This is a genomic window from Pseudomonas sp. NPDC089918 (assembly GCF_050280605.1).
GTDB lineage: Bacteria > Pseudomonadota > Gammaproteobacteria > Pseudomonadales > Pseudomonadaceae > Aquipseudomonas.
In genome coordinates, this window is record NZ_JBNNVP010000005.1 from 195038 (window position 1) to 221196 (window position 26159).

Below are 26159 nucleotides of genomic sequence, written 5' to 3' on the forward strand. Positions count from 1 at the left end.
AATCTTGTCCTACAACAATCATAGGCCGGCCCAAGAAGAATATTTCTCTCTGTTTCGTTGCGCTTGAGGCCATTTGAGGATAAAAATTCTGCATAAACATAAAAAGCAGGTGGTTTTGTCTCATGCGCAAACTGGACCGTACCGATATCGGCATTCTCAACAGCCTTCAGGAGAACGCGCGCATCACCAACGCCGACCTCGCGCGCTCGGTGAACCTGTCGCCGACGCCGTGCTTCAATCGGGTCAAGGCGATGGAAGAATTAGGGCTGATTCGTGAGCAAGTGACCCTGCTGGATGCCGACCTGCTGGGGCTGCATGTGAATGTGTTCATTCACGTCAGCCTGGAGAAACAGGTGGAGGAGGCGTTGCAGCATTTCGAAGAGGCGATCTCGGATCGCCCGGAAGTGATGGAGTGCTATTTGATGGCCGGCGACCCGGACTACCTGATCCGCGTGCTGGTGCCGACCATTCAGTCGCTGGAGCGCTTCATGATGGATTTTTTGACCAAGGTACCGGGGGTGGCGAACATCCGTTCGAGCTTTGCGCTCAAGCAGGTGCGGTATAAGACGGCGCTGCCGTTGCCGGCGAATGGGTTGACCCTGGCTAATTGATCGTTCCCACGCGCAGCAAAGGAATGCATCCCGTGACGCTCTGCGTCACATTCGGAAGCGGAACGCGGAGCGTCCCTGGCGGCATTCCCACGCGGAGCGTGGGAACGATCGAATGGGTTTACAGCTTATTAATCGGGATCTTCAGGTAAGTCACGCCATTCTCTTCCGCCGGCGGCAAATTCCCCGCCCGCACATTCACCTGAATCGCCGGCAACAACAGCGTCGGCATGCCCAACCCGGCGTCGCGCCGGGTGCGCATGGCGACGAAGGTAGCCTCATCAATGCCATCGTGAATATGGATGTTGCTTTGGCGCTGCTCACCGACCGTGCTCTGGCATTGCGGAGCGCGGCCCGTGGGCGGGTAATCGTGGCAGACGTAGAGGCGAACGCTGGCGGGGAAGGCCAGCAGTTTGTGGATCGAGGCAAACATTTGGTTGGCATTGCCGCCCGGGAAGTCGCAACGCGCGGTGCCGACGTCCGGCATGAACAACGTATCGCCCACCAGAATCATATCGCTGTCGATCAGATAGGCCATGTCTGCCGGGGTATGCCCGGGCACATGCAGGGCTGTGGCCTTGAGATTGCCGATCCGGAATGACTCGCCCGGCGCGAACAGGTGATCGAACTGTGAACCATCGACGCTAAATCCCGGTTCAAGGTTGAACAGCGTCTTGAACACGTCCTGAACCTTGCTGATCGACTCACCGATCGCAATCTTGCCCCCCAATTCCCGACGCAGATACGGCGCGGCGGACAGGTGATCGGCATGGGCGTGGGTTTCCAGCAGCCATTGCACCTGCAACTGATGTTCGCGCACGAAGGCGATGATCTTGTCGGCCTGGACGGTCGCGGTGCGCCCGGCGGCGGGGTCGTAATCCAGCACCGGGTCGACAATCGCGCAGTGCCCGCCATCGTGCTCGTAGATCACGTAGCTGTAGGTCGACGAGGCGGGGTCGAGGAAGGCTTCAATCAACGCAGACATGGGTACGAACCTGTGGAAAGGGGCGGGAGGACAATAACCGGTTGCAACACTTTATGTTTAAACATAATGTCCGCAGCTTAAGTGACGTCGAAGGCATCCTGCAAATGCAATCCAGTCTGACCGAATGTGAAGTCGCCCAACTCCGGGCCTCGGCCTCCAAAGCTTGCGCGCTGCTCAAGGCTTTGGCCAACGAGGACCGCTTGCTGATTCTCTGCCAATTGACCCAGGGCGAGCGCAACGTCGGCGAACTGGAGAAAATGACCGGCGTACGCCAGCCCACACTGTCCCAACAGCTGGGCATCCTGCGCGACGAGGGATTGGTAGTCACCCGTCGTGAAGGCAAGTACATATTCTATGGTTTAGCCAGTCACGAAGTGATTCAGGTGATGAAGACGCTGTCCGGCCTGTACTGCGGAGCGGTGCTGAAAAGCTGGGGCTGAAACTGATGCCAAGCGCAATCCCATGTGGGAGCGGGCTTTTGTGGCGAGGGGGCTTGCCCCCGTTGGGTCGCGAAGCGACCCCGGCATTTCAAAGTCAAACCGCATTTAATGGGTTTACGACTGCTTCGCAGCCGAACGGGGGCAAGCCCCCTCGCCACAGCCCGCTCCCACATGGATTGCGCTTAACTGACTGGCATCAGGACTGAACCCGGCGCCATGCGTGCAATAACAAGGAATGAGTAATGAACGATCAACACTGGGGCCCATCCATCAGTGCCGACATCGTGGTAATAGGCGGCGGGACCGCCGGCATTGGTTTGGTTGCCAGCCTGCTGAAACGCGATCCGGGTTTGAGCATCACCGTCATCGAACCCGACAGCCAGCATTATTACCAACCGGCGTGGACGCTGGTAGGCGGCGGTGCTTACGCGGTGAAAAACACCGTGCGCCCGATGTCCTCGGTGATGCCGCGTCAGGCCACCTGGTTGCAGGCGTGCGTGACTGACATCGCCCCCGACAGCAAACAGCTGACTCTCGATGATGGCTGCACCGTCAGTTACCGGAACCTCGTTGTCTGCCCCGGTCTGCGCCTGGCCTGGGAGAAAATCGAAGGCTTGCAGGACACCCTCGGCCAGAACGGCGTGACCTCCAATTACAGCTATCGGCACGCGGCCTACACTTGGGAACTGGTCCGGGGATTGCGCGGCGGTAAAGCGATCTTCACTCAGCCAGCGGTGCCGATCAAATGCGCTGGTGCGCCGCAGAAAGCCTTGTACTTGTCCTGCGATCACTGGCGCAAAACCGGTGTTTTGAGCAAGTTCGACGTCGAGTTCAATCTGGCCGGCGCTGCGTTGTTCGGCGTGGCGACATTCGTGCCGCCGTTGATGAAGTACATCGAAAAGTACAACGCCCGGCTGGCTTTCAATTCCAATCTGGTCAAAGTTCACGGGCCGTCGAAAACTGCGTGGTTCGAGGTCAAGGACGCTGCAGGTGTCGTGACCGTAGTAGAAAAAACCTTCGACCTGCTGCACGTCGTGCCGCCTCAGATCTCGCCGGATTTCATCCGCCAAAGCCCGTTGGCCGACGCCGCTGGCTGGTGCGAAGTGAACCCGCACAGCCTGCAACACGTGCGCTATCCAGACGTGTTCGCGTTGGGCGATGTCTGTTCCACCAGCAACGCGAAAACTGCCGCCGCGGCGCGCAAGCAGATCGTCGTGGTGGCGCAAAACCTGCTGGCCCTGCGCAAGCAACAGCCGTTGCCACTCAAGTACGACGGCTACGGTTCCTGCCCGCTGACGGTGGAGAAGGGCAAGGTGATTCTCGCCGAGTTCGGTTACGCCGGTAAGTTGTTGCCGACCTTTCCCCTCGACCCGACAGTGCCGCGCCGTTCAGCCTGGTTTCTCAAGGCGACCCTGCTGCCGTGGTTCTACTGGAATGGCCTGCTCAAGGGCCGTGAATGGTTGACCCATCTGTCCAAGGTTGACTGAGAGAACCCTATGTTGCTGGCCAGTTTTTTCGGCGTTGTCATGGGTCTGGTGCTCGGTTTGACCGGGGCCGGTGGCGGCATTCTCGCAGTACCGGCCCTGGTGCTGGGGTTGGGTTTGACCATGACCCAAGCGGCGCCCGTCGCCTTGTTCGCGGTGGGCAGTGCGGCGGCGATCGGTGCGATCGACGGTCTGCGCCATGGTCTGGTGCGCTATCGCGCCGCGTTGTTGATTGCACTGCTGGGCGCGGTGTTTTCGCCGGTGGGCATCTACTTCGCCCATCAGTTGCCGGAAAGGGTCTTGATGGTCCTGTTCAGTCTGCTGATGGTCATGGTGGCCTGGCGGATGCTGCGCCGGGAAAAGCACGACGACGGCCCGAGCGATCACGGGCATGCCAACTGGGGCCAGAAGAACTGCATGCTCGATCAGCAGACCGGGCGTTTTTCCTGGACCGCCAAATGCACCGCCACCCTGGCGGCACTCGGCGCGGTGACCGGTGTGGTCTCGGGGCTGCTCGGCGTCGGTGGCGGCTTTCTGATTGTGCCGGCGTTCAGGCAACTGACCGATGTGCAGATGCGCGGCATCGTCGCCACGTCGTTGATGGTAATCAGCCTGATCTCGGTGATTGGGGTGATCGGCGCGTTTCATGCCGGGGTGCGGATCGATGGTTTGGGCGGGTCGTTCATTGTCGCCAGCATCGTCGGGATGATCCTCGGTCGAAAACTCTGCGCGCGGGTGCCGGCCCGAGGGTTGCAGATCGGCTTCGCCAGCGTCTGCGTGGTGATCGCCGTTTACATGCTGTTTAGAGCGCTCGCCTAGCGGGCACCGGTTCCTGTGGACGCCAGTCCGGTCCACAGGCGTACACCCTAAGTTCCGGGCCTGGCTAGCGGGCGGTCTTACACCGAATTTGCCGCGCGCTACCCGCCAATCCAAAGCAGCTCACAACCGCACCCAAGGCAGCGTATGACGCCGCCGGTCCACTTTCGATAATCGCCTCCGACATCAAGTCCCCCGTTGCGGAGCGCGTCATGCACAACAATAAGAACTTCAAGCATCGTTTCTTGCCGGCCTTCATCGCCAGCCTGTCGTCCCTTGGCCTGAGCTCAATGGCCGAGGCCGAGATCATGCTGTACGACAAGGACCAGACCACGTTCTCCACGGATGGCTACATCAATGCCTTCTATGTGAACAGCGATGTGGATCGGGCCGGCGAGCAATACGACCGCCGCCAGGCGCGGGTGAAGATGGGATTCCTGCCCAACTACCTGGGCTTCAACATGGGCAAGCAGGTCGATGACCTCAAGCTCGGCGCCCGCGCCTCGTTCTGGGTGACCATCAACGACAGCGAAACCAACGGCACCGACACCGCCATCGACGTGCGGCAGTTCTATGGCACGGTAGCCAATCCAGAGTGGGGCGAGGTGCTGATCGGCAAGGACTTCGGCCTGTTTGCCCGCTCCAACATCCTGCTCGACGAATTGCTCGCCGGTTATGGTCAGGTCAGCGATACGTTGGGCCTGGTGGACGGCGGCGGGGTGTCGTTCGGCAACATCGGCAGCGGCTACCCGTACCCGTTCCCGACGTCGCAGATTACCTATCGCACCCCGGTGATGGATGGCTTGCGGGTGGCGGTGGGGATCATGGACCCGGTCGACACCAACGACAGCAGCGCGACAGGCAAGGCGTATCAGGAGAACCCGCGCACCGAGAGCGAGATCACCTATCAGTTCGACGTCGGCGGGGCGAAGATTTACAGCTGGCTCAATGGCAGCTACCAGACTTCGGACAACACCGATTCCAGCGTCGAGTCCGTCACCTCCAAAGGCGTCGGTTACGGCGTGCAGGCGAAGATGGGCGGGCTGTCGCTGACCGGCTCCGGCTTCCAGGCCAAGGGCATCAACCCGTTCTTCACCAACAACGCGGGCGAGCCGACCCTGCGCAATGTCGACAGCGACGGGTACCTGTTGCAGGGCTCCTACAAACTGGGCAAAAACCGCTTGGCATTGTCTTACGGAAAGACCGAGGACGACGGCAACGGCGTGGTCGGCAGCGGTGCCGATTACGAGACCCGCGGCATTGCGCTGTTCCATGACGTCAACGACAACCTGAAGCTGGTGGCCGAGTACAACCAGTTCGAAATCAATGGCCACGACACCAGCGCCCAGAATGAAGACACCGATACGTTTGCGGTGGGGGCGGTGTTGACCTGGTAACTGGCTGACTAACCACTACTTGTGGCGAGGAAGCTTGCCTGTGGCGAGGGGGCTTGCCCCCGTTGGGTCGCGAAGCGACCCCCGATTCTGGTCGCGCATCGGCCAATTTTGGGGACTGCTGCGCAGTCCAACGGGGGCAAGCCCCCTCGCCACAAAAGCTCCAGCCACGCAATCGTGCAAATCCCCCTCTCATCCCATCGAACCACCCACCCGCTACCCAAGTAGCATTCGCCACGGCCCGCAGGCTTCGTACACTCGTGCCTCATACAGGCGCACCGGCGAGGGGCGATGATGCAGCAGGTTCAGAACGACGGTGTGGTCAGTGGCATGTCCCAGGCCACCGATGCCCAGCAGGCGGCTCAGGATCTGGCGCGACAACTCTTGCACCCCCACTTGGGTTTCGTGCTGTTCTTCTGTTCCGCCGAGTACGACTTGCAGGCGCTGGGGCAGGCGTTGCAACAGAGCTTCGGCGGCATTCGCCTGGTGGGCTGCACCAGTGCCGGAGAAATCACCCCCCAAGGCTATGGCCGCAGCTGCGTGACGGCGGTGGGCTTCGATCATCGGCATTTTTCCATCTCCACCGAACTGATTGACGAGATGGAGCATTTCAGCCTGATCGATGCCCAGCAAATGGTCGAGCGACTGGTCAGTGGCTGTCGCAGCAACACCCTGGCGCCAATCAAGGGCAACAGCTTTGCCCTGACCCTGCTCGATGGTTTGTCCAGCCGTGAAGAAATGGTTCTGGCGGCCTTGAGCGCGGCGTTGGGCGACATTCCTCATTTCGGTGGATCGGCCGGCGACGACAACTACCTGACCCACACCCATGTGTATTTCGGCGGCGAGTTTCACAGCGGCGCGGCGGTGGTGGTGCTGGTCAATACCTGGCTGGACTTCGAAGTCTTCACCACCCACCACATTCTGCCCAGGGCCGAGAAACTGGTGGTCACCGCTGCCGACAGCGCCTCGCGCCGGGTGTTCGAGCTCAACGCCGAACCCGCCGCCGAGGAGTACGCCCGGCACATCGGCGTGGCGGTGGCCGACCTCGATTATCGGATGTTTGCCGCGCACCCGTTGGCGGTGCGGATCAACGATCAGTATTACGTGCGGGCGATCCAGCAGGTTCATCCGGACCTGAGCCTGAGTTTCTACTGTGCGGTGGAAAACGGCATCGTCCTCACCGTCATGACCCCCGGCCCCATACTGCCGAATCTGCAAAACCTGTTCGACGGTTTGCAGGAGCGTCTCGGGGACCTGTTGCTGACCATCGGCTGCGACTGTTTTCTCAGGCGTCTGGAACTGGAAGGCGGCGGCAATCTCGAGCAGATCGGCGCGTTTTTGCGGGAGCAGCGGGTGATGGGTTTCAACACCTACGGAGAACAGTTCAATGGCATGCACATCAACCAGACCTTCACCGGGGTTGCCATTGCCCGAGGCCGCTCCCCTGGACAGCGCTGACCTTCAGGCGCAGATCGCCAGCCTGCGCCACGAAAACCACAAACTGCAGCGCATCAATGGCGCGCTGATCGAGCGCATCGAGTCCGGCATCACCCGGGGCAACGACCCGTACGCGGCGTTCCAGCATTCGGTGGTGCTGGCCGAACAGGTGCGTGAGCGCACCGATGCCCTGAACCAGGCCATGGCCGAACTCAAGGCCGGCAATCATTTGCTCAGTGAGGCACGGCTGCGGGCCGAAACCGCCCATCAACACTTGATCGACGCCATCGAAAGCATTTCCGACGCCTTTGTGCTGTTCGACGCCGAGCAGCGAATTGTGCTGTTCAACAGCCGCTTCAAGGCGTTCTGGGGAAACAGTCGGGTGCGCATCAATGCCGGCATGCGCCTGCGCGAGGTCAAGCGGTTGATGACCTCGACCGGACTGTTCAGCGAAGAACCCCGCGGGCATGCCGACGAAAACCTGCTCTATCGCCTGCACAACGGGCGCTGGCTGCAAGTCAGCGAACGACCGACTCAGGAAGGCGGACGGGTGATCCTGTTCACCGACATTACCGACGTCAAACTCAGCGAAACCCTGCGCCGCGAGCAGGCCGTGGCACAGAAGTCACACTTGTTGCAACGGGCGGTCGACAACCTGTCCCAAGGGGTGGCGATGGTCAACGCCGAGGGCATTCTGGAACTGTGGAACCGGCGCTTCCTGGAACTCAGCGGCCTGGCCCCGGTGGCGGCTCATCGACCGTTCGCCGAAGTGATTGCCGACAGCGAACTGAACCTGCTGACCCCGGCCAGTCGCGACCCGAACGGGCGGCACGTACAGGAATGCGAGCAGCGCCTCTACGATGGCCGGGTGCTGGAAATCCGCACCCATCCATTGCCCACCGGCGGTTTCGTCAACACCTTCACCGACATCACCGAACGCTACCAGCACGCCGAAGCGCTCAGCGAAAGCGAGCGCTGGATTCGCCTGATCACCGACCATGTGCCGGCGCTGATCGCCTACCTGAATGCCGATCTGGTCTATGAATTCACCAACAAGGTCTATGAAGAATGGTACTGCTGGCCCCGGGGCGTGATGCTCGGGCAGAGCCTGCGCGAAGTTCACAGCGAACAGCATTACCAACGCCTGGAAGCCTACGTGGCTCGAGCCCTGGCCGGCGAGAGCGTGACGTTCGAGTTTGCCGAAACCAACATCAACAATCAGGAGCGCTACATGCTGCGCTCCTACGTGCCCAATCGCCTGGCCACCGGGGAAGTGGTGGGGATTTTCGTGTTGATCCGCGACATCACCGAACGCCGCCGCACCGCCGAGGCGCTGCATCAGGCCTATCAGAACCTTGAATTGCGGGTGCGCGAACGCACCACCGAACTGACCACCCTCAATGACCAATTGCTGCGCGAAATCGACGAGCGTCGCCGGGTGGAGTCACGCTTGCGCGAGGCCAAGCTCGAGGCCGAGCAGGCCAACCTGTCGAAGACCAAATTTCTCGCAGCGGTCAGCCACGATCTGCTGCAACCGCTGAATGCTGCGCGGCTGTTTACCAGTGCCCTGCTGGAACGCCGGGAGCCGGTGGCCAACGAAACGCTGGTGCGCAACGTCAGCAATTCCCTGGAAGACGTGGAAAACCTGCTGGGCACGCTGGTGGACATTTCCAAACTCGATGCCGGGGTGATCAAGGCCGACATTGCGCCATTCGCCCTCAGCGAATTGCTGGAAAACCTTGCCGCCGAATACACCCAAGTGGCCCGCAGCGAAGGCCTCGAGCTGCATTTCATTCCGTGTTCTGCGTTGGTGCGCAGCGACATTCAGTTGCTCGCGCGGATTCTGCGTAATCTGCTGAGCAATGCCATTCGTTACACCTACAGCGGGCGCGTGGTGCTGGGTTGCCGACGTCATCATCAGCGGCTGACCATCGAGGTCTGGGACAGCGGCATGGGCATTGCTGAAAACCGTCTGGAGGAGATTTTTCAGGAGTTCAAACGCGGTGATGTTCAGCGTCCGGATCAGGATCGCGGTTTGGGGCTGGGCCTGGCAATTGTCGAGAAAATCGCCCGTATTCTCGGCCACCGGATTCACGTGCGTTCATGGCCGGGCAAGGGCTCGATGTTTTCCGTCGAAGTGCCGTTGAGTGCCACCGCGCCCAAGGCGTTGCCGAACCTGTTGATGAGCGAACCGATGCTCGAGCGCCTGCGCGGTGCACGGGTGTGGGTGCTGGACAACGACGCGGCCATTTGCGCCGGGATGCGCACCTTGCTCGAAGGTTGGGGCTGCCGGGTGGTCACGGCGCTGTCGGAGGAGGATCTGGCGCGGCAAGTGGATAATTATCACGATGAAGCTGACCTGCTGATCGCCGACTATCACCTGGATGACGAGAAGAATGGTGTCGACGCCGTGGCCCGCATCAACGCCCGCCGCGCTTCAGCGATCCCGGCGATGATGATCACCGCCAACTACAGCAACGAACTCAAACAGCAAATCCGCGAACTGGGCCACACCCTGATGCACAAACCGGTGCGGCCGATGAAGCTCAAGACGGCGATGAGTCATTTGCTTGGTCGGCCTTGAGCTGATCGTTCCCACGCTCCGCGTGGGAATGCAGCCCGGGACGCTCTGCGTCCCTTCCAGAGCCGAACGCGGAGCGTCCGTTGAGGCATTCCCACGCAGAGCGTGGGAACGATCATCAGCGCCGCAAATACGACCCGAAATCAATATCCCCGGCACTCAAAATCGCCTGCACCCGATTGTGCACATTGAGTTTGCGCAAAATCGCCGAGACGTGGGCCTTGACTGTGGTTTCGGCGATTTCCAGGGTGTAGGCGATCTGTTTGTTCGATTCGCCCTTGGTCATGCGCTCTAGCACCAGCAGTTGTTTGCGGGTCAGTGCCTGGAGCAATTCGGGCGGGAAGCTCGGGGTGTCATTCATCCGGCGATGAGTGCCGCTTTTTTGCGTGCGGATGATGTCCGGCGGCAGGTACACATTGCCATTGAGAATCTGCTGGATGGCCTCGGTCATTTGCACCCGTGGCGACGATTTGGTGATGAATCCCACCGCGCCATAGGTGATGGCTTGCAGCACGATTTGTTTGTCCTGCTCGGCCGAGACGATCACCACCGGAATGGTCGGCGCCTCGTTACGCAGATTGATCAGGCCATTGAGGCCATGCATGCCGGGCATGTTCAGGTCGAGCAGGATCAGGTCGAGGTCATCGTGTTCCTGGGTCAGGGCCAGGGCACTGTCGAGGTCGGCGGTTTCCATGACCTCGCTGCCGGGGAAACCGTCGCTGATGACGTTATGAATGGCTTCGCGAAACAGCGGGTGATCGTCGGCAATCAGAATTTTGTACATGGCCTTTCACCTCATTATTTTTGATTCGGGTGTGGCAACAACACGCAAGCGCTCACGTCAGGGAAAGGGCTCGGGCCGGGCCGGCGTCACGGGCAGGTTCGCCGCTTGCCAGGCATCCAGTCCGTCGCGGTACCAATACAGTGTTTTATAGCCTATGGACGCGGCGCGTTTTACCGCGTTCCAGCTCAACCAGCAATCGGAGCGGCAGTAAAAGACCAACGGTCGCGTCAGGTCGCCCGCCGTCAATTGCTGCAGGTGGCGCGCGAAATATTGCTGCCACGGGGGTGTCAGGTCACCGTCACCGGTATTGGCCAGCCAATGGCTGCCGGGCAGGTTTTCATGGGGCTCATCTTCGATGAAACGGCCTTGCAGCCATTGCCGGCGGTAGACATCGATCAGCAGCGGATGGGGCGTCTGCTTGAGCAGGTTTTGCAGGGCAGGCGTGTCGATGATACTCGCGCCCTGAAGCTGAGTCGGGGTTGGGCTGCGGTATAGACCGATGCGATAACCGTCGGCAGAAAACAGCGCTGTTTCAGCCTGCGCGACGCCCAGCAACAGGCTCAGCGACAACGCGGCGAGAGAAGGGTGCAGAAGAACACGTCGTGCACGCGGCATGGGGGTCAGTCCTTATAGTTATGAACCCATTACATGCCAGTAGCGGTGCGTTGTGAATGCGACGATAGACAGGTAAACCAGTACTAAAGTAGTAATTTTGCCCGGATTGCCGGGTACTTTGCTTGTGAACACAAATATGTGAACACCTCAGAACAACTGTGGGAGCGAGCCTGCTCGCGATGGGGCCATCGCATCAGCATTACTGTTGACTGACACACCGCCATCGCGAGCAGGCTCGCTCCCACACTGAATGGTGTGTGAACACAAATATGTGAACACCTCAGATCAACTGTGGGAGCGAGCCTGCTCGCGATGGGGCCATTACATCCAGCATTGATGTTGACTGACACACTGCAATCGCGAGCAGGCTCGCTCCCACAGGGGAATTGTGTTGTCAGTTGGTTTTGCGCAGGGCTGCATGCTGGGGGTTGAAGGTGAGTACGGCGAGCAGAGTGAATATCAGTGTCAGCCCCGTACATACCGCCAGCGCCACCAGGTTGAAGCGTTCGTACAGCGCGAACCGCACCAGTTCCACCGCATGGGTGAACGGGTTCAGGGCACACAGCCAATACAACCACTCGCTGGACTCGCGCATTTTCCATAGCGGATACAGCGCCGACGACAGGAAAAACAGCGGGAAGATCACGAAGTTCATCACCCCGGCAAAGTTTTCCAGTTGGCGGATGGCGTTGGACAGCAACAGGCCCAGCGCACTGAGCATCAACGCCACCAGCAGCAATGCCGGCAAGGCCAGCAACAAACCCATGGCCGGCGGTTGCACACCGTACAGCCAGGCAATCGCCAGAAAGGCATACACCTGCAACAGTGAAATCAGCGACGTCGCCAGCAATTTGCTGCACAGCAGGAAGGTCCGGGGCAGGGGGCTGGTCAGCAGCACGCGCATGCTGCCCATCTCCCGGTCGTAGACCATCGACAGCGAACCTTGCATGCCATTGAACAACAGGATCATGCAGGCCAGGCCCGGGATGATGTAAACCTCATAGGGGATGTAGGTGTCGTAGGGCTCGATGATGGCGATGCCGAGTGCGGCGCGAAAACCGGCAGCGAACACCAGCAGCCACAGCAACGGCCGCACCAAAGCGCTGAGAAACCGCGTGCGCTGCAACGCAAAACGCAGCCATTCGCGCAGCACGATACCGCTGAAACATTGCCAGTAGGCGTTCATCCGACGATTGCTCCTGAAGGGGGTGGGGTGGTCAGGTGAGCGAAGGCCGAACCCAGGTCGCCACCGTGTTCCAGGCTCAACGCCTCAGCCTGTCCGCTGGCCACCAGACGGCCTTGATGCAGGATCAGCAAGTCGTCCCTGGGCTGTACTTCATCCAGCAAATGAGTGGTCCAGAGCACACTGATGTTGTGCTCACGGCACAGGCTGCGGATGTGTTGGTTGAGTGCCAGTCGGCTGGCTGGATCAAGGCCGACGCTCGCTTCGTCGAGCAGCAACAGGCTTGGCTCATGCAGCAACGCACGGGCAATTTCCACCCGCCGACGATGGCCGCCATTGAGCTCGCGCACCCGTTCGCGACGGCGCTCGGTCAGGGCCTGGCGCGCCAGTTCGGCGTCGACTCGCAGGTTGGTCTGGCGCCGGGACAGGCCATGCAGCGCGGCGTGATAACGCAGGTTTTGCTCGACGCTGAGGTCCAGATCCAAAGTGCTTTGCTGGAACACCACACCCAATTGCTTCAACGCTGGACGTGCCGAGGTGCGCAAGGAGCAGCCGCCGACCCGAATATCACCGCGCTGAACATCATAAAGGCGAGTGAGCAGGGCGATCAGGGTCGACTTGCCGGCGCCGTTCGGTCCAAGCAGCGCGGCAAAACGCCCCGCTGCCAGATTGAAACTCACCTGACGCAAGGCCTCCCGCTGGCCATAAGCGAAACTCAGGTCGCTGACTTCAAGGGCGTTCATGGCGTCACCACCACGCCCCACGGATAGCGCCCGACTTTCACCGATTTAGTGACCTTGAGGCTGTCGACATCGATCACCGATACGTCGCCGCTGACGCCATTGGTGGCCAGTAATTGCCGTTGATCCGGGGTAAACGACATCTGCCAGACCCGTCGGCCCACCAGCAGGTAATCAACGATCTCGAAGGTCTTGGCGTCGATCACCGCCACATGATTGGCCGGGCCGAGCGCGACGAAACCGTACTTGCCGTCGGCGCTGAGTTTGATCCCCACCGGCTGGACTTTGTCCGGGTGCACGCCCTTGATCTGGAAGGTCAGGGTCTTGAGGACCTTGCGGCTGGCGACGTCGAGAATCGTCACGGTGCCGCCGATTTCCGCCGAGGCCCACAGCTGCGAGCCATCGGGATTGAATTCGACGAAACGCGGCCGCTGATCGACCAGGGTGTTGTCGGCCAGGGTCTGGGTGCTGGTGTCGATCCAGTGCAGCATGTTAGTGGTTTCACTGGTGTTCACCGCCCACTTGCCGTCGGGGCTGACGGCCATGCCTTCGGGCTCGACGCCGACGTTGATCTGCCCGAGTACTTTGGAGGTTTCGGTGTCGATCACCGTCACCAGCGCATCGTCCTCGTTGGAGACGTACAGCCAGCGATTGTTGGGGTGCAGGGCGAATTGCTCGGGGTCTTTGCCCGACGGCAGTTCCTTGATGATCTTGCGCGTGGCGACGTCCATCACCTGGACCCGATCCGAATCGCTGGCGCAGATGTACAGCAGCGTATTGTCGTGGGACAGCAACAGGCCGCGCGGGCGCTGGCCGACGGGCAGGGTGTCGGTGACTTTCAGGGTCTGCATATCGATCAGGCTCAGGCTGTTGTCCTTTTCGTTGGAGACCCAGGCGGTGCTGGCAGCGGCGTGCCCGGCGGCGAGCAGCAGGGCCCAGGAAAGCAGGACACAGGAAAGCAGGGTGCGGCGCATGGCAGATTCCTTATTGTTGTTGTCGAAAAAAAAGGGATCAGAGAAAGCGGCAGCTGACCTCGGCTTTGTCGTAACCCAGGCTGTCCATTTCGTTGACGGGGTGCAGGAAACCGTCCTGCGGCGAAGTGCTGACCAGCGCCCGGGGTTGCACGATGGGGATCGGTTGGCGCAACTGACCGTTCCACGGCCGATAACTGAGCTTGCGACCCTTGAAACCGTCCAGTGGCAATTGATCGCTGACTTCAAGCGTACGAATCGCCATGGCATCGGCCTGACGCAGTTTGCCCACCGCACTGGCGATGCTGCGTACGGCAATCCACGCGGCGAAATCCCGGTCATTCATCCAGCGTCCGGTCAGGGCTTCGAAGCGTTTCTGCAACTGCGCGGCGCCGTAGGTTTCCACGGTTTTGTGCCAGCCCACCGGGGTCAGGCCCTGGGTGCCGGCGACCGGCCGTGGATACCAGGTCTGGTAGGGCACGTACTCGCCGAAGTCGCCGCGTTCATCCGCCACCAGCACCACGTCGTACTCGGCGGTCTGGGTGAACAGTGGCATGTCGGCCTGGGCGCTGCGGCGCTGATCGTTATCGAAGCTCCAGGCTTTCTCCGCCACCAGTTGCAGGCCGAAGCGTTTGGCCGCCCGGCGCAGGGCGGCGGCATAGGCTTGATCGTCCGCGGTCGGGCCGACGATCAGCAGTGCCCGCTGCCATTTGCGCAGCACCAGAAATTGCGCCAGCGCATCGGCCAGCATCGCCCGGCTAGGCAGGCTGTGCAGCACGTTCGGCAAGCAATCGGTGCTACGCAGGCTGTCATCGGGGCTGCCGGCATTGAACAGCAGGCTGTCGGGTAGCACGGCGCTGAGTCGGCGCAGGGTCTGCGCCGGTGCATTCACCACAAACAGGCGCAGGCCTTGTTCGTATTGGGCTTTGGCCGCTTCGATCAGCGCGTCCGGATTGTCGACGCTGGCGCTGACCAGGCTGTAGCTGTGGTTGAGAAAGCGCCCGGTACTGTTGCTGTCGGTGATCGCCAGTTCGGCGCCGCGCAGGCCGGCATCGGTCGGCTCGGGAATGACGTTCGATAGCAATGGCCCGGGATCGGGGCGATAACCGAGGTAGCCGACCTGCACTTGCAGCGGTGCATCCGCCGCCTGAACCTGGGTCGCCACCCCGGCGGCGCAGGCAATCGCCAGCAAGTAGATCAAGGCATAAGGGGCGAGCTGGCGCATAAAGGCACTCCATCACAGGTAGCGTCAGCATAGGAACCCTGGGCGGGCGGGGAAATATGCAGAAAGTACCGATGGGCCAGTACCAAGGTAGTAACTCACCCCGGGCGGCGCGGTTTTAGCATGGATTACAACGGCCATCACTCAAGGGGGGAGATTGACCATGCGAATTCTCAAAGCACTGCTCCTGCCGTTTTTGCTGATCCTGACCCTGATCGGCGTCGACAAGCTTCACGGCGCCCGACCCGTATTGGTTGGGCCTGCGCCACAAGCCCTACTACCAAGGGAGTAGGCCGCGACCACCAAAGCAGCATGGGGTTGGCGCAAAGCCCTTCCTAAGATGGGTGCCATAGCCTCTTCAAAGAGGTTTTGCGTGCAATCTTGAGGGCAGAACAATGACAACAAAACGCAACGCCTTGCTCGTTGCCGGACTGCTGGCCGGTTTCATCAACGCAGGTTCCGTCTGGGCCCACGGCAACGTGGTACCCCAAGCCGTCGAAACCCAGGGACTGACCCCGATCAAGGATGCCGGTGTGCAGGTCGATGCCGATGGTTGGGCGGCGGCGAACCCTTACCGTTCCTCCCCGGAACGCGAAAAAGCCGTGCAAATCGGCTCTTCGGCCTACAACCAGAACTGCGCGGCCTGTCATGGCCTGGAAGCCAAGTCAGGCGGCATCGCCCCTGACTTGCGCATGCTCGACGCCGGCGAGGCCGGTGATGAATGGTTCGTCGAACGCGTACGTCATGGCGCCGTGCGTGACGGCCGGGTGTACATGCCGAAGATGGCCGACTACCTGAGTCAGGAAGCCTTGTGGGCGGTACGCACCTACCTGGACAGCGTGCGCGTCGAGGAGTGACCCATGCGTTTGCTCGCGGTGTTGATCAGTGCTGTGTGGCTGTGTTGCCAGACAGCGCAGGCGCAGGTCCGTACCTATGACGAAATGATCGCCGCCGCCGAGCTGAAAGTCGCGGTGTACAAGGACTTCGCGCCCTACAGCTTTGAAGACGCTGGTCAGGCTCGCGGGGTCGACGTCGAACTTGCACAGGCCCTGGCCAAGGCCATGGGGGTACGCCTGAAACTGATTTGGGCACCCGCCGGGGAAAAACTCGACGACGACCTGCGCGATTACATCTGGCGGGCCAGTCAGTTGCACAATCAGCAACTGGCCGACCTGATGATGCGCGTGCCCTACGATCGCGATTACGCACAGAAACGCAATGAACTGGGTGAACTGGAAAACGGCCATGTGGTGATGTTCGGGCCGTACCAGACCGAACAATGGCAAGTGGCCTATGACCGTCGTCGACTGGACTCGGTGGCCAGCGTCGCGGTGTTCCAGCAGCACCCGATCGGCGTCGAAGTCGACAGCGTGCCGTCGTTTTACCTGACCTCGGTGTTCAACGGCATGCTCGCCGCCAAGACCCATCACTACCCGGGCGTGCCCCAGGCCTTTTCCGCGATGAAGGCCGGTGAAGTCGACGCGGTAATGGCCATGCGCGGCGAGATCGACTGGCAAGTCCATCAGGCCGCCGACCCGCAAGTGGCGCTGGCGGAAAACGCCTACCCGAACATGGGCAAACAGCTTTGGGAGATCGGCATGGCGGTGCATGAAAGCAATCGGCAACTGGCCTACGCCGTGGAAGAGGCGCTGGAAGCGTTGATTCGCGAGGGCTCGGTGAAAGCCATTTATGCCCGTTACGGCCTGCGGTATGACGTGCCCGAGATGTATCAATAGTGAACTGGCGAGCGAGTTGTCTGTTGGCCTGCTGGTTGCCCTTGGCCGCGAACGCGGTTGACGTCGAGCCGGGTAAAGACCCGGTGCCGTCGGTGATGTGGGGGTTCTATCACAAGCAGATGCTCGGCGACGCACCGTTCGTGTTCGACGAGCGGGTCAAGTTGCTCGCGCCGCCATTTGCCGAAGACGCCCGACAAGTACCGCTGGAAATTGACGCCCGGGCGTTCAAGGGTGAAGTGGTGCGAATCCTCGCCTGGGCCGAACTCAATCCGCTGCCGAAAATCGTCGACTTCGAACCCTTGACCGGTGTGCTGCCGTGGCTGTCGATCCGCATCCGCGTTGAACAGGCCACGCCGTTGCGTGCGGCGGTACTGACCCGCGACGGGCTATGGCATGTCGGCTCGACCCTGATCGATGCGGCAGGCGGCGGTTGCACGGCGCCAAGCGTGGTGCGCACGCAACCGGGTTGGGAGGAACGCATCGGCGAAGTACTGGGTGGCCGTTATCCCCGGGGCGAGTTCAGTCGCGTGCGTTTGCAGGTGGCGCATCCGATGGACAACGGCATGGTCAGCGGCATCCCGGAATTTTTCGTCAACCAGGCCGAGCTGCGCGATCAAAACGATCAATTGCTGGCGCGTCTGGAGTTGTTCCCGGCGGTCAGCGAAAACCCCAATCTGGCCTTCGATATCGAAGGAGCAGGGCAGACGCGCCTGGTGTTGCGCGACAACAGCGGCAATCAATTCGATGCGGCCATACCCTGACCCAAGGAGCGAGTGATGCGCTGGATGCTGCTGTTGTTCATCAGTCTGAGCCTGCCGGCCCTGGCCGATCCCGATTACGTACTCCAGCCCCGGCAGATCGCCGAAGGCACCTGGTTGCTGGAAGGCAGCACCGACAACTTCGCCAAGAGCAACGGCGGCAACATCGTCAACACCGCGTTCATCGTCACGGAAAAAGGTGTGGTGGTCATCGACACCGGGCCGTCGAAACGCTATGGCGAGGCCCTGCGCAAAGTGATTGCGGCGACCACCGATAAACCGGTGATCCAGGTGCTGCTGACCCATCACCATCCTGATCATGTGCTGGGCAATCAGGCTTTCACCGACGTGCCGATTGGCGCCTTGGCCGGTACCACTGAACTGTTGCGGCAACAGGGTGATGCCATGGCTGAAAACATGTATCGGCTGGTGGGTGACTGGATGCGCGGCACCGAAGTGGTGTTGCCGACGCAGGTGCTGACGCCTGGCATGCACAGTTTTGGGAACCACGATTTGCGCCTACTGAGTCTGGGTGGGCACACCGGCGCGGATCTGGCTATTCTCGACCAGAAAACCGGCGTGTTGTTTGCCGGGGATCTGGTGTTTTATCAACGCGCCCTGACCACGCCCAACAGCCCGGGGCTGTCGGTGTGGCTGGCGGACATCGCGACCCTGCAGGGATTGCCGTGGACACTGATCGTCCCCGGCCATGGGCCGGTGGCCACGGATACAAAGCCGTTCGAGCAGATGCGCGACTATCTCACTTGGCTGGACCAACTGATGCGCGACGGCGCGGCCAATGGCAGCGACATGGCCGAGATGATCCGCAGCCCCATCCCCGAACGTTTCGCCGGGATCAGCCTGAGCCGCTATGAACTGATCCGCAGCGTCAGCCATTTGTACCCGCGTTACGAACGGGGGCAGATGAGGCGTGTTGATTCCGCCGCAAACAAGTGATGATCGTTCCCACGCTCCCGCGTGGGAATGCAGCCCGGGACGCTCCGCGTCCCTTCCGGAGCCGAACGCGGAGCGTCCGTTGAGGCATTCCCACGCAGAGCGTGGGAACGATCAAACGGGTGTCCATCTCCTCCGACCCGGTACTAAGGAACTAGCAATCTCCGCACTGCGGGCAATTGTTGCAAGGGCGGCGGCGCCCAAGAATCTGCACCAGACCGGGAAAATTTCCCGGGTATAACAAAAACCGCAGAGGTAGCCGTCATGACCCAACCCGCACGTCGCCAACCCTTCGCCTTGAGCGTGCTGCTCAGTGCCATGCTGTTGTCTGGCCAGGCATTGGCCGCAGTCTCCGATCAAGACATTCTCCAGGACCCGAAGAACCCGGAGCAGGTCGTCACCAACGGCCTGGGCGTCCAGGGTCAGCGCTACAGCCCGCTGGACACCCTCAATGTCGACAACGTGAAGGACCTGCGACCGGTCTGGGCCTTTTCGTTCGGCGGGGAAAAACAGCGCGGTCAGCAAGCGCAGCCGATGATCAAGGACGGCGTGATGTACATGACCGGCTCCTACTCGCGGGTGTTCGCGGTGGATGCGCGCACCGGCCGCAAGCTCTGGCAATACGACGCGCGCCTGCCCGATGACATCCGTCCGTGCTGCGACGTGATCAACCGTGGCGTTGCGCTGTATGGCGATCTGGTGATTTTCGGCACCCTCGACGCCAAGCTCGTGGCCCTGAACAAAGACACCGGCAAAGTCGTCTGGAGCAAGAAAGTCGCCGATCACAAGGAAGGCTATTCCATCAGCGCCGCGCCGTTGGTAATCAACGGAAAATTGATCACCGGTGTGGCCGGTGGCGAGTTCGGCGTAGTGGGCAAGATCGAAGCCTACGATCCGAAAAACGGCAGCCTGCTGTGGAGCCGGCCGACCGTCGAAGGCCACATGGGTTATGTCTACAAGGACGGCAAGGCTGTAGAGAACGGCATCTCCGGCGGCGAAGCGGGCAAGACCTGGCCCGGCGATCTATGGAAAACCGGCGGCGCGGCGCCTTGGCTGGGCGGCTACTACGACCCGGAAACCAATCTGCTGCTGTTCGGCACCGGCAACCCGGCGCCGTGGAATTCGCACCTGCGTCCTGGCGACAACCTCTACTCGTCGTCGCGCCTGGCGCTGAACCCGGACGATGGCACGATCAAATGGCACTTCCAGAGCACGCCCCACGACGGTTGGGACTATGACGGCGTGAACGAACTGGTGTCGTTCAACTACAACGAAGGCGGCAAAGAAATCAAAGCCGCGGCCACGGCGGACCGTAACGGTTTCTTCTACGTGCTCGATCGCACCAACGGCAAATTCATCCGTGGCTTCCCGTTCGTGGACAAGATCACCTGGGCCAGCGGCCTGGATAAAAACGGTCGGCCAATCTACAACGAAGCCAGCCGTCCGGGTGCGCCGGGCTCCGAGGCCAAAGGCAGTTCTGTGTTCGTCGCGCCAGCGTTCCTGGGGGCGAAAAACTGGATGCCGATGGCCTACAACCGCGATACCGGCCTGTTCTATGTGCCGTCCAACGAATGGGGCATGGACATCTGGAACGAAGGCATCGCCTACAAGAAAGGCGCGGCGTTCCTCGGTGCCGGTTTCACCATCAAACCGTTGAATGAAGACTACATCGGCGTGCTGCGCGCCATCGACCCGAAAACCGGCAAGGAAGTCTGGCGCCACAAGAACTTCGCACCGCTGTGGGGCGGAGTGCTGACCACCAAGGGCAACCTGGTGTTCACCGGTACGCCGGAAGGTTTCCTGCAGGCATTCAATGCCAAGACTGGCGAGAAAGTCTGGGAATTCCAGACCGGTTCCGGCGTGCTCGGCTCGCCCATCACCTGGGAAATGGACGGCGAACAATACGTATCCGTGCTCTCCGGCTGGGGCGGCGCAGTACCACTGTGGGGCGGCGAAGTGGCCAAGCGCGTCAAGGACTTCAACCAGGGCGGCATGCTCTGGACGTTCAAGCTGCCTAAAGACCTGGTAGCCAAACACTGATCGCTGCAACTGATCGTTCCCACGCTCTGCGTGGGAATGCAGCCCGGGACGCTCTGCGTCCCAAAAGCCGAACGCGGAGCGTCCGTTGAGGCATTCCCACGCGGAGCGTGGGAACGATCACCTACTACCAAATAACGAGAATCCCCCTGCCAACGGCGCATTCGTCTGGCAGGCGGGGCTCTCTACTATCGGTTCATCGCCTGTTGGCCTGACAGGCATCGACCCAGACAGAGGCCCACCATGATCTACGCACAACCTGGAACACCCGGCGCCGTCGTTTCCTTCAAACCGCGCTATGGCAATTTCATCGGCGGCGAATTCGTTGCCCCAATCAACGGCGAGTACTTCACCAACACCTCTCCGGTTACTGGTGAAGTGATCGCCGAGTTCCCGCGCTCCAGCGCCGCCGACATCGAAAAAGCCCTCGACGCCGCCCATGCCGCCGCCGATGCCTGGGGTAAAACCTCGGCGCAGGATCGCTCGCTGGTGCTGCTGAAAATCGCCGATCGCATCGAGCAGAACCTGGAAATCCTCGCCGTCACCGAAACCTGGGACAACGGCAAGGCCGTGCGCGAAACCCTCAACGCCGACGTACCTTTGGCTGCCGACCACTTCCGCTACTTCGCCGGTTGCATCCGCGCTCAGGAAGGCGGCGCCGCCGAGATCAACGAACTGACCACCGCCTATCATTTCCACGAACCGCTGGGCGTGGTCGGGCAGATCATCCCGTGGAACTTCCCGCTGCTGATGGCCGCCTGGAAACTCGCCCCGGCCCTGGCTGCCGGCAACTGCATCGTGCTCAAACCCGCCGAACAAACGCCGCTGTCGATCATGGTGTTCGCCGAGCTGATCGCCGACTTGCTGCCGGCGGGCGTGCTGAACATCGTCCAGGGTTTCGGTCGCGAAGCCGGTGAGGCGCTGGCCACCAGCAAGCGCATCGCCAAGATCGCCTTTACCGGTTCCACCCCGGTGGGCGCGCACATCATGCATTGCGCCGCCGAGAACATCATTCCAAGCACCGTTGAACTGGGCGGCAAGTCGCCGAACATTTTCTTCGAAGACATCATGAACGCCGAGCCGCAGTTCATCGAGAAAGCCGCCGAAGGCCTGGTGCTGGCGTTCTTTAACCAGGGCGAAGTCTGCACCTGTCCGTCCCGGGCGCTGGTGCAGGAATCGATCTACGAGCCGTTCATGGCCGAGGTGATGAAGAAGATCGTCAAGATCAAGCGCGGCAACCCGCTGGACACCGAAACCATGGTCGGCGCCCAGGCGTCCGAGCAGCAATACGACAAGATCCTCTCGTACCTGAAGATCGCTCAGGAGGAGGGTGCCGAACTGCTCACCGGCGGTGCGGCCGAGCGTCTTGAAGGCGACTTGTCGAGCGGCTATTACATCCAGCCGACCCTGCTCAAGGGCCACAACAAAATGCGTGTGTTCCAGGAAGAAATCTTCGGCCCGGTGGTGGGTATCACCACCTTCAAGGACGAAGCCGAAGCCCTGGCGATTGCCAACGACAGTGAGTTCGGCCTCGGCGCCGGCCTGTGGACCCGCGACATCAACCGCGCCTACCGCATGGGCCGGGCGATCAAGGCCGGGCGCGTCTGGACCAACTGCTACCACCTGTACCCGGCCCACGCCGCGTTCGGTGGCTACAAGAAATCCGGTGTCGGCCGTGAGAACCACAAGATGATGCTCGACCATTACCAACAGACCAAAAACCTGCTGGTGAGCTACGACATCAATCCGATGGGGTTCTTCTAACCCGCAAGAACACCACAACCCCAATGTGGAAGCGGGCTTGTGTGGCGAGGGGGCTTGCCCCCGTTGGACTGCGTAGCAGTCCCGGAACTTCTGGTTTTGGGGCCGCTCCGCGACCCAACGGGGGCAAGCCCCCTCGCCACATAAGCCCGCTCCCACAGGGTTATGGGTGTACTTGAAGACTTTGCCCCACCCCCTACCAACGCACGCCGCCACCTCCTTCGAAAGTAGCATTCGGTCATCTCATCCCCCGTGCATTAATGGTCTTACCGGAATTGACCGGCACAAGAAGAGGATTGACCCATGTGGAATAAACCCGCGTTTACCGATCTGCGTATTGGCTTCGAAGTGACGATGTATTTCGCCAACCGTTGATTGATCGCCCGGTCAGCCGTCGCGTTGGCCGGGCCTGCCTTCTGGAGCCATCCCATGCACATCCGTGTTCTCGGTTCCGCCGCCGGCGGTGGTTTTCCGCAATGGAACTGCAACTGCCGTCAATGCGCCGCTATGCGCAACGGCAACCTGCGCGCGCAACGTCGCACGCAGTCGTCCATTGCCCTGAGTGACGACGGTGTGGAGTGGGTGCTCTGCAATGCTTCACCGGATATTCGCGCGCAACTCGAAAGCTTTCCGGCGATGCAACCGGCCCGACGCTTGCGTGACACGGCGATTGCCGGTGTCGTCCTGCTGGACAGTCAGATCGACCATTGCACCGGCTTGTTGAGCCTGCGCGAAGGCTGCCCGCATTCGGTCTGGTGCACCGAGCGGGTTCACGAAGACCTGAGCAGCGGCTTTCCCCTGTTCACCATGCTCAAACACTGGAACGGTGGCTTGCAGTGGCAACCCATCGGGCTGGATCGCGAGCCGTTCCGCATCGCGGCCTGCCCACACCTGCAATTTCGCGCGATTCCGTTGGTCAGCAACGCACCGCCGTATTCACCCAACCGTGGCAACCCGCAACCGGGGGACACCATTGGCCTGTTCATCGAAGACCTGCGCAGCGGGGCATCGGTTTTCTATGCACCGGGGCTGGGGCAGGTCGATGCCGAGGTGTTGAGCTGGATGCAGCGCGCCGACTGCCTGCTGCTGGACGGCACGCTGTGGCGCGACGATGAAATGCGCGTGTGCGAAGTCGGCCAGAGCCTGGGCAGCGAAATGGGCCACCTGCCGCAAAGCGGCCCTGGCGGCATGCTCGACGTGCTGGAGGGCTTTAGCCGTCAGCGCAAGGTGCTGATCCACATCAACAACACCAACCCGATCCTCGATGAAGACTCGGCCGAGCGCGCGTTGCTGGAACGGCGCGGGATTGAAGTGGCTTATGACGGCATGAGTATTGAGCTGTAGCGGATGGCCCCATCGCGAGCAGGCTCGCTCCCACAATGGACCTGCTTTGTGCAGAAAATCGGCTAAGACCCGGACTCCTGTGGGAGCGAGCCTGCTCGCGATGAGGCCCGACCAGACACCGCAGAACCGAACGGTTATTCCCCGGAGAACCGCAATGACTGACACCCCCATGACCCCCACCCAATTCGAAGCAGCCCTGCGCGCCAAAGGCGCCTATTACCACATCCACCACCCATTCCACCAAGCCATGTACGCCGGGCGCGCCACCCGCGAGCAGATCCAAGGCTGGGTCGCCAACCGCTTCTACTACCAGGTGAACATTCCCCTGAAGGACGCGGCGATCCTCGCCAACTGCCCGGACCGCGACGTGCGCCGGGAGTGGCTGCAACGGATCCTCGACCATGACGGCGTCCCCGGCAGTGAAGGCGGCATCGAAGCGTGGCTACGATTGGGCGAAGCCGTGGGGCTGGATCGCGAACAAATTCTTTCGCAAGAGCGGGTGCTGCCGGGCGTGCGTTTCGCCGTGGACGCCTACGTCAATTTCGCCCGTCGCGCTTGCTGGCAAGAAGCGGCCAGCAGCTCGCTGACCGAACTGTTCGCGCCACAGATTCACCAGTCCCGGCTCGACGCCTGGCCCACCCATTACCCATGGATCGACCCGGCCGGCTACGACTATTTCCGTACACGTCTGAGCCAGGCGCGGCGTGATGTCGAGCATGGTTTGCGCATCACCCTGGCGCACTACGTGACGGTCGAAGGCCAGCAACGCATGCTGGAGATTCTGCAGTTCAAGCTCGATGTGCTGTGGAGCATGCTCGATGCGATGAGCATGGCCTATGAGCTGGATCGCCCGCCGTATCACACCGTCACCACCGAGCGGGTCTGGCACCGGGGGATCATCTTGTGAGCCTGATCGAACAGCAACCCGGCCCGCCACTGTGGTTGCTGGCGGAGCTGACCTATCGCTGCCCGTTGCAATGCCCGTATTGCTCCAACCCGCTGGACTTTGCCCAACAGGGTGAGGAATTGAGCACAGAAGAATGGATTCGGGTGTTCCGCGAGGCGCGGGAGATGGGCGCTGCGCAACTGGGTTTTTCCGGTGGCGAGCCGTTGGTGCGCCAAGATCTGGCCGAGCTGATCAAGGCCGCGCGGGACATGGGTTACTACACCAACCTGATCACCTCGGGTATCGGCCTGACCGAACAGAAGGTCCGCGACTTCAAAGTCGCCGGGCTGGACCACATCCAGATCAGCTTTCAGGCCGCCGACGAAGCGGTCAACAATATGCTCGCCGGTTCGCGCAAGGCCTTCGCCCAGAAACTGGCCATGGCCCGGGCGGTGAAGGCCCAGGGTTACCCGATGGTGCTGAACTTCGTCACCCATCGGCACAACATCGACCAGATCGCGCAGATCATCGAACTGTGCCTGGAGCTGGAGGCGGATTTCGTCGAGTTGGCGACGTGCCAGTTCTACGGTTGGGCCGAACTCAACCGCGTCGGCCTGTTGCCGACTCGCGAACAGTTGCGGCGCGCCGAGCGCATCACCAATGAATACCGCCAGCGGCTTGAAGCCGAGGGCCACCCGTGCAAACTGATTTTCGTCACCCCGGATTACTACGAAGAACGCCCCAAGACCTGCATGAATGGCTGGGCCAACCTGTTTCTCGACATCACCCCGGACGGCACGGCCTTGCCTTGTCATAGCGCCCGCCAGTTACCGGTGCAGTTTCCCAACGTGCGCGAGCACAGCATCGCGCACATCTGGAACGACTCCTTCGGCTTCAACCGTTTTCGCGGCGATGACTGGATGAAAGAGCCGTGTCGTTCCTGCGATGAAAAGCACAAGGACCTCGGCGGCTGCCGCTGCCAGGCGTTCATGCTCACCGGCGATGCAAGTAACGCTGATCCGGTGTGCAGCAAGTCGCCGCACCACAGCGTCATTCTCAAGGCCCGGGACGAAGCCGACGCGCCGGGGCAGGGGATGGAGCACCTGACCTTGCGCAATGAAAAGGCCTCGCGGCTGATTTATCGCGGATGAATCGTGAGCTGACACAAATCCCCTGTGGGAGCGGGCTTATGTGGCGAGGGGGCTTGCCCCCGTTCGGCTGCGAAGCAGTCGCAATCCAGACAACTCGTATGCCGGAAAAATTATAGGGGCCGCTCCGCGACCCAACGGGGGCAAGCCCCCTCGCCACATAAGCCCGCTTGTATGCTGGGACTTGAAGGGAGGAGGAGGGACAAAGCCCGATTCTGACTGTTGACGCAGTACAGATCCGTGGGAGATTTCGCCCCTCCTCCTTTCACCCAAGC

At 61.1% G+C, this 26159-nt stretch carries 25 protein-coding genes; 18 read left to right on the plus strand and 7 right to left on the minus strand.

Annotated features, from left to right (window positions below):
• Positions 1–122: 122 nt before the first annotated feature.
• Entirely contained in the window at positions 123–611 is a 489-nt protein-coding gene (gene bkdR / locus ACQKPC_RS06090; protein WP_017339472.1) for a Bkd operon transcriptional regulator BkdR, read from the plus strand.
• A gap of 118 nt (positions 612–729) precedes the next feature.
• On the opposite strand, the gene ACQKPC_RS06095 is transcribed toward bkdR, so the two are convergent.
• Positions 730–1593 (minus strand): MBL fold metallo-hydrolase, encoded by an 864-nt coding sequence (locus tag ACQKPC_RS06095; protein ID WP_427623593.1) that lies wholly within the window; start codon positions 1591–1593, stop codon positions 730–732.
• Between the two features lie 104 nt (positions 1594–1697).
• Here ACQKPC_RS06095 and ACQKPC_RS06100 point away from each other — a divergent pair, with 104 nt between their 5' ends.
• The 6 genes from ACQKPC_RS06100 to nahK all read left to right on the plus strand — a co-directional run bounded on the left by ACQKPC_RS06100 (position 1698) and on the right by nahK (position 9748).
• Positions 1698–2033 carry an ArsR/SmtB family transcription factor gene (locus ACQKPC_RS06100; protein WP_032830345.1) on the plus strand — a complete coding sequence of 112 codons (336 nt, stop codon included), beginning with the start codon at positions 1698–1700 and terminating at the stop codon, positions 2031–2033.
• Between the two features lie 242 nt (positions 2034–2275).
• Positions 2276–3520, plus strand: a complete 1245-nt coding sequence (locus ACQKPC_RS06105) for an FAD-dependent oxidoreductase (RefSeq protein WP_427623595.1) — start codon at positions 2276–2278, stop codon at positions 3518–3520.
• Between the two features lie 9 nt (positions 3521–3529).
• Positions 3530–4336: a sulfite exporter TauE/SafE family protein gene (locus ACQKPC_RS06110; protein ID WP_427623596.1), complete on the plus strand. Its 807-nt coding sequence runs from the start codon at positions 3530–3532 to the stop codon at positions 4334–4336.
• A gap of 209 nt (positions 4337–4545) precedes the next feature.
• On the plus strand, positions 4546–5730 hold the full coding sequence (locus ACQKPC_RS06115; protein WP_008005357.1) for a porin: 1185 nt from the start codon (positions 4546–4548) through the stop codon (positions 5728–5730).
• Between the two features lie 291 nt (positions 5731–6021).
• Complete coding sequence (gene nosP, locus ACQKPC_RS06120; protein ID WP_427623626.1) at positions 6022–7185, plus strand: nitric oxide-sensing protein NosP; 1164 nt, start codon at positions 6022–6024, stop codon at positions 7183–7185.
• On the plus strand, positions 7115–9748 hold the full coding sequence (nahK, locus tag ACQKPC_RS06125; RefSeq protein WP_427623597.1) for a hybrid sensor histidine kinase/response regulator NahK/ErcS': 2634 nt from the start codon (positions 7115–7117) through the stop codon (positions 9746–9748). Before nosP ends, nahK begins: the two co-directional genes overlap by 71 nt.
• A gap of 115 nt (positions 9749–9863) precedes the next feature.
• On the opposite strand, the gene ACQKPC_RS06130 is transcribed toward nahK, so the two are convergent.
• From ACQKPC_RS06130 to ACQKPC_RS06155, 6 genes are all read right to left on the minus strand, one after another.
• The gene (locus ACQKPC_RS06130; protein WP_008005351.1) at positions 9864–10529 is read right to left on the minus strand and encodes a response regulator transcription factor; all 666 of its coding nucleotides are present in this window, start codon (positions 10527–10529) and stop codon (positions 9864–9866) included.
• 57 nt (positions 10530–10586) lie between these two features.
• A complete protein-coding gene (locus ACQKPC_RS06135) occupies positions 10587–11144 on the minus strand; it encodes a PQQ-dependent catabolism-associated CXXCW motif protein (protein WP_427623598.1) in 558 nt (185 codons plus the stop codon).
• 394 nt (positions 11145–11538) lie between these two features.
• The gene (locus ACQKPC_RS06140) at positions 11539–12330 is read right to left on the minus strand and encodes an ABC transporter permease (RefSeq protein ID WP_427623599.1); all 792 of its coding nucleotides are present in this window, start codon (positions 12328–12330) and stop codon (positions 11539–11541) included.
• Positions 12327–13070, minus strand: a complete 744-nt coding sequence (locus ACQKPC_RS06145) for an ATP-binding cassette domain-containing protein (protein ID WP_427623600.1) — start codon at positions 13068–13070, stop codon at positions 12327–12329. The genes ACQKPC_RS06140 and ACQKPC_RS06145 overlap by 4 nt, the downstream gene beginning before the upstream one ends.
• Entirely contained in the window at positions 13067–14041 is a 975-nt protein-coding gene (locus ACQKPC_RS06150) for a YVTN family beta-propeller repeat protein (protein ID WP_427623601.1), read from the minus strand. Before ACQKPC_RS06150 ends, ACQKPC_RS06145 begins: the two co-directional genes overlap by 4 nt.
• Positions 14042–14078: 37 nt before the next feature.
• Positions 14079–15263 carry an ABC transporter substrate-binding protein gene (locus ACQKPC_RS06155; protein WP_427623602.1) on the minus strand — a complete coding sequence of 395 codons (1185 nt, stop codon included), beginning with the start codon at positions 15261–15263 and terminating at the stop codon, positions 14079–14081.
• A gap of 160 nt (positions 15264–15423) precedes the next feature.
• On the opposite strand from ACQKPC_RS06155, the gene ACQKPC_RS06160 reads away from it, so the two are divergent.
• From ACQKPC_RS06160 to pqqE, 11 genes are all read left to right on the plus strand, one after another.
• Positions 15424–15552 (plus strand): hypothetical protein, encoded by a 129-nt coding sequence (locus ACQKPC_RS06160; protein WP_007907038.1) that lies wholly within the window; start codon positions 15424–15426, stop codon positions 15550–15552.
• A gap of 103 nt (positions 15553–15655) precedes the next feature.
• Positions 15656–16117, plus strand: coding sequence for a cytochrome c-550 PedF (pedF, locus tag ACQKPC_RS06165; RefSeq protein WP_063343417.1), 462 nt, complete (start codon positions 15656–15658; stop codon positions 16115–16117).
• 3 nt (positions 16118–16120) lie between these two features.
• The gene (locus ACQKPC_RS06170) at positions 16121–16996 is read left to right on the plus strand and encodes a substrate-binding periplasmic protein (RefSeq protein ID WP_427623604.1); all 876 of its coding nucleotides are present in this window, start codon (positions 16121–16123) and stop codon (positions 16994–16996) included.
• The gene (locus ACQKPC_RS06175; protein WP_427623606.1) at positions 16996–17757 is read left to right on the plus strand and encodes a quinoprotein dehydrogenase-associated SoxYZ-like carrier; all 762 of its coding nucleotides are present in this window, start codon (positions 16996–16998) and stop codon (positions 17755–17757) included. The genes ACQKPC_RS06170 and ACQKPC_RS06175 overlap by 1 nt, the downstream gene beginning before the upstream one ends.
• A gap of 15 nt (positions 17758–17772) precedes the next feature.
• A complete protein-coding gene (locus ACQKPC_RS06180) occupies positions 17773–18711 on the plus strand; it encodes a quinoprotein relay system zinc metallohydrolase 1 (protein ID WP_427623608.1) in 939 nt (312 codons plus the stop codon).
• Between the two features lie 261 nt (positions 18712–18972).
• Positions 18973–20748 (plus strand): PQQ-dependent methanol/ethanol family dehydrogenase, encoded by a 1776-nt coding sequence (locus tag ACQKPC_RS06185; protein ID WP_427623609.1) that lies wholly within the window; start codon positions 18973–18975, stop codon positions 20746–20748.
• A gap of 240 nt (positions 20749–20988) precedes the next feature.
• Complete coding sequence (gene exaC, locus ACQKPC_RS06190) at positions 20989–22509, plus strand: acetaldehyde dehydrogenase ExaC (protein ID WP_427623611.1); 1521 nt, start codon at positions 20989–20991, stop codon at positions 22507–22509.
• Between the two features lie 300 nt (positions 22510–22809).
• Positions 22810–22881 (plus strand): pyrroloquinoline quinone precursor peptide PqqA, encoded by a 72-nt coding sequence (pqqA, locus tag ACQKPC_RS06195; RefSeq protein WP_010455123.1) that lies wholly within the window; start codon positions 22810–22812, stop codon positions 22879–22881.
• Positions 22882–22935: 54 nt separating this feature from the next.
• On the plus strand, positions 22936–23850 hold the full coding sequence (gene pqqB, locus ACQKPC_RS06200) for a pyrroloquinoline quinone biosynthesis protein PqqB (RefSeq protein ID WP_427623612.1): 915 nt from the start codon (positions 22936–22938) through the stop codon (positions 23848–23850).
• Positions 23851–24004: 154 nt separating this feature from the next.
• On the plus strand, positions 24005–24757 hold the full coding sequence (gene pqqC / locus ACQKPC_RS06205) for a pyrroloquinoline-quinone synthase PqqC (RefSeq protein WP_427623614.1): 753 nt from the start codon (positions 24005–24007) through the stop codon (positions 24755–24757).
• Positions 24754–25887 (plus strand): pyrroloquinoline quinone biosynthesis protein PqqE, encoded by a 1134-nt coding sequence (gene pqqE, locus ACQKPC_RS06210; protein WP_427623616.1) that lies wholly within the window; start codon positions 24754–24756, stop codon positions 25885–25887. Before pqqC ends, pqqE begins: the two co-directional genes overlap by 4 nt.
• The last annotated feature ends 272 nt before the right edge of the window (positions 25888–26159 follow it).

What these genes read in the sequence shown, in the direction of transcription:
- bkdR (WP_017339472.1), top strand. Translation starts at nt 123, where the DNA reads ATGCGCAAACTGGACCGTACCGATATCGGCATTCTCAACAGCCTTCAG.
- ACQKPC_RS06095 (WP_427623593.1), bottom strand. Translation starts at nt 1,593, where the DNA reads ATGTCTGCGTTGATTGAAGCCTTCCTCGACCCCGCCTCGTCGACCTAC.
- ACQKPC_RS06100 (WP_032830345.1), top strand. Translation starts at nt 1,698, where the DNA reads ATGCAATCCAGTCTGACCGAATGTGAAGTCGCCCAACTCCGGGCCTCG.
- ACQKPC_RS06105 (WP_427623595.1), top strand. Translation starts at nt 2,276, where the DNA reads ATGAACGATCAACACTGGGGCCCATCCATCAGTGCCGACATCGTGGTA.
- ACQKPC_RS06110 (WP_427623596.1), top strand. Translation starts at nt 3,530, where the DNA reads ATGTTGCTGGCCAGTTTTTTCGGCGTTGTCATGGGTCTGGTGCTCGGT.
- ACQKPC_RS06115 (WP_008005357.1), top strand. Translation starts at nt 4,546, where the DNA reads ATGCACAACAATAAGAACTTCAAGCATCGTTTCTTGCCGGCCTTCATC.
- nosP (WP_427623626.1), top strand. Translation starts at nt 6,022, where the DNA reads ATGCAGCAGGTTCAGAACGACGGTGTGGTCAGTGGCATGTCCCAGGCC.
- nahK (WP_427623597.1), top strand. Translation starts at nt 7,115, where the DNA reads ATGGCATGCACATCAACCAGACCTTCACCGGGGTTGCCATTGCCCGAG.
- ACQKPC_RS06130 (WP_008005351.1), bottom strand. Translation starts at nt 10,529, where the DNA reads ATGTACAAAATTCTGATTGCCGACGATCACCCGCTGTTTCGCGAAGCC.
- ACQKPC_RS06135 (WP_427623598.1), bottom strand. Translation starts at nt 11,144, where the DNA reads ATGCCGCGTGCACGACGTGTTCTTCTGCACCCTTCTCTCGCCGCGTTG.
- ACQKPC_RS06140 (WP_427623599.1), bottom strand. Translation starts at nt 12,330, where the DNA reads ATGAACGCCTACTGGCAATGTTTCAGCGGTATCGTGCTGCGCGAATGG.
- ACQKPC_RS06145 (WP_427623600.1), bottom strand. Translation starts at nt 13,070, where the DNA reads ATGAACGCCCTTGAAGTCAGCGACCTGAGTTTCGCTTATGGCCAGCGG.
- ACQKPC_RS06150 (WP_427623601.1), bottom strand. Translation starts at nt 14,041, where the DNA reads ATGCGCCGCACCCTGCTTTCCTGTGTCCTGCTTTCCTGGGCCCTGCTG.
- ACQKPC_RS06155 (WP_427623602.1), bottom strand. Translation starts at nt 15,263, where the DNA reads ATGCGCCAGCTCGCCCCTTATGCCTTGATCTACTTGCTGGCGATTGCC.
- ACQKPC_RS06160 (WP_007907038.1), top strand. Translation starts at nt 15,424, where the DNA reads ATGCGAATTCTCAAAGCACTGCTCCTGCCGTTTTTGCTGATCCTGACC.
- pedF (WP_063343417.1), top strand. Translation starts at nt 15,656, where the DNA reads ATGACAACAAAACGCAACGCCTTGCTCGTTGCCGGACTGCTGGCCGGT.
- ACQKPC_RS06170 (WP_427623604.1), top strand. Translation starts at nt 16,121, where the DNA reads ATGCGTTTGCTCGCGGTGTTGATCAGTGCTGTGTGGCTGTGTTGCCAG.
- ACQKPC_RS06180 (WP_427623608.1), top strand. Translation starts at nt 17,773, where the DNA reads ATGCGCTGGATGCTGCTGTTGTTCATCAGTCTGAGCCTGCCGGCCCTG.
- ACQKPC_RS06185 (WP_427623609.1), top strand. Translation starts at nt 18,973, where the DNA reads ATGACCCAACCCGCACGTCGCCAACCCTTCGCCTTGAGCGTGCTGCTC.
- exaC (WP_427623611.1), top strand. Translation starts at nt 20,989, where the DNA reads ATGATCTACGCACAACCTGGAACACCCGGCGCCGTCGTTTCCTTCAAA.
- pqqB (WP_427623612.1), top strand. Translation starts at nt 22,936, where the DNA reads ATGCACATCCGTGTTCTCGGTTCCGCCGCCGGCGGTGGTTTTCCGCAA.
- pqqC (WP_427623614.1), top strand. Translation starts at nt 24,005, where the DNA reads ATGACTGACACCCCCATGACCCCCACCCAATTCGAAGCAGCCCTGCGC.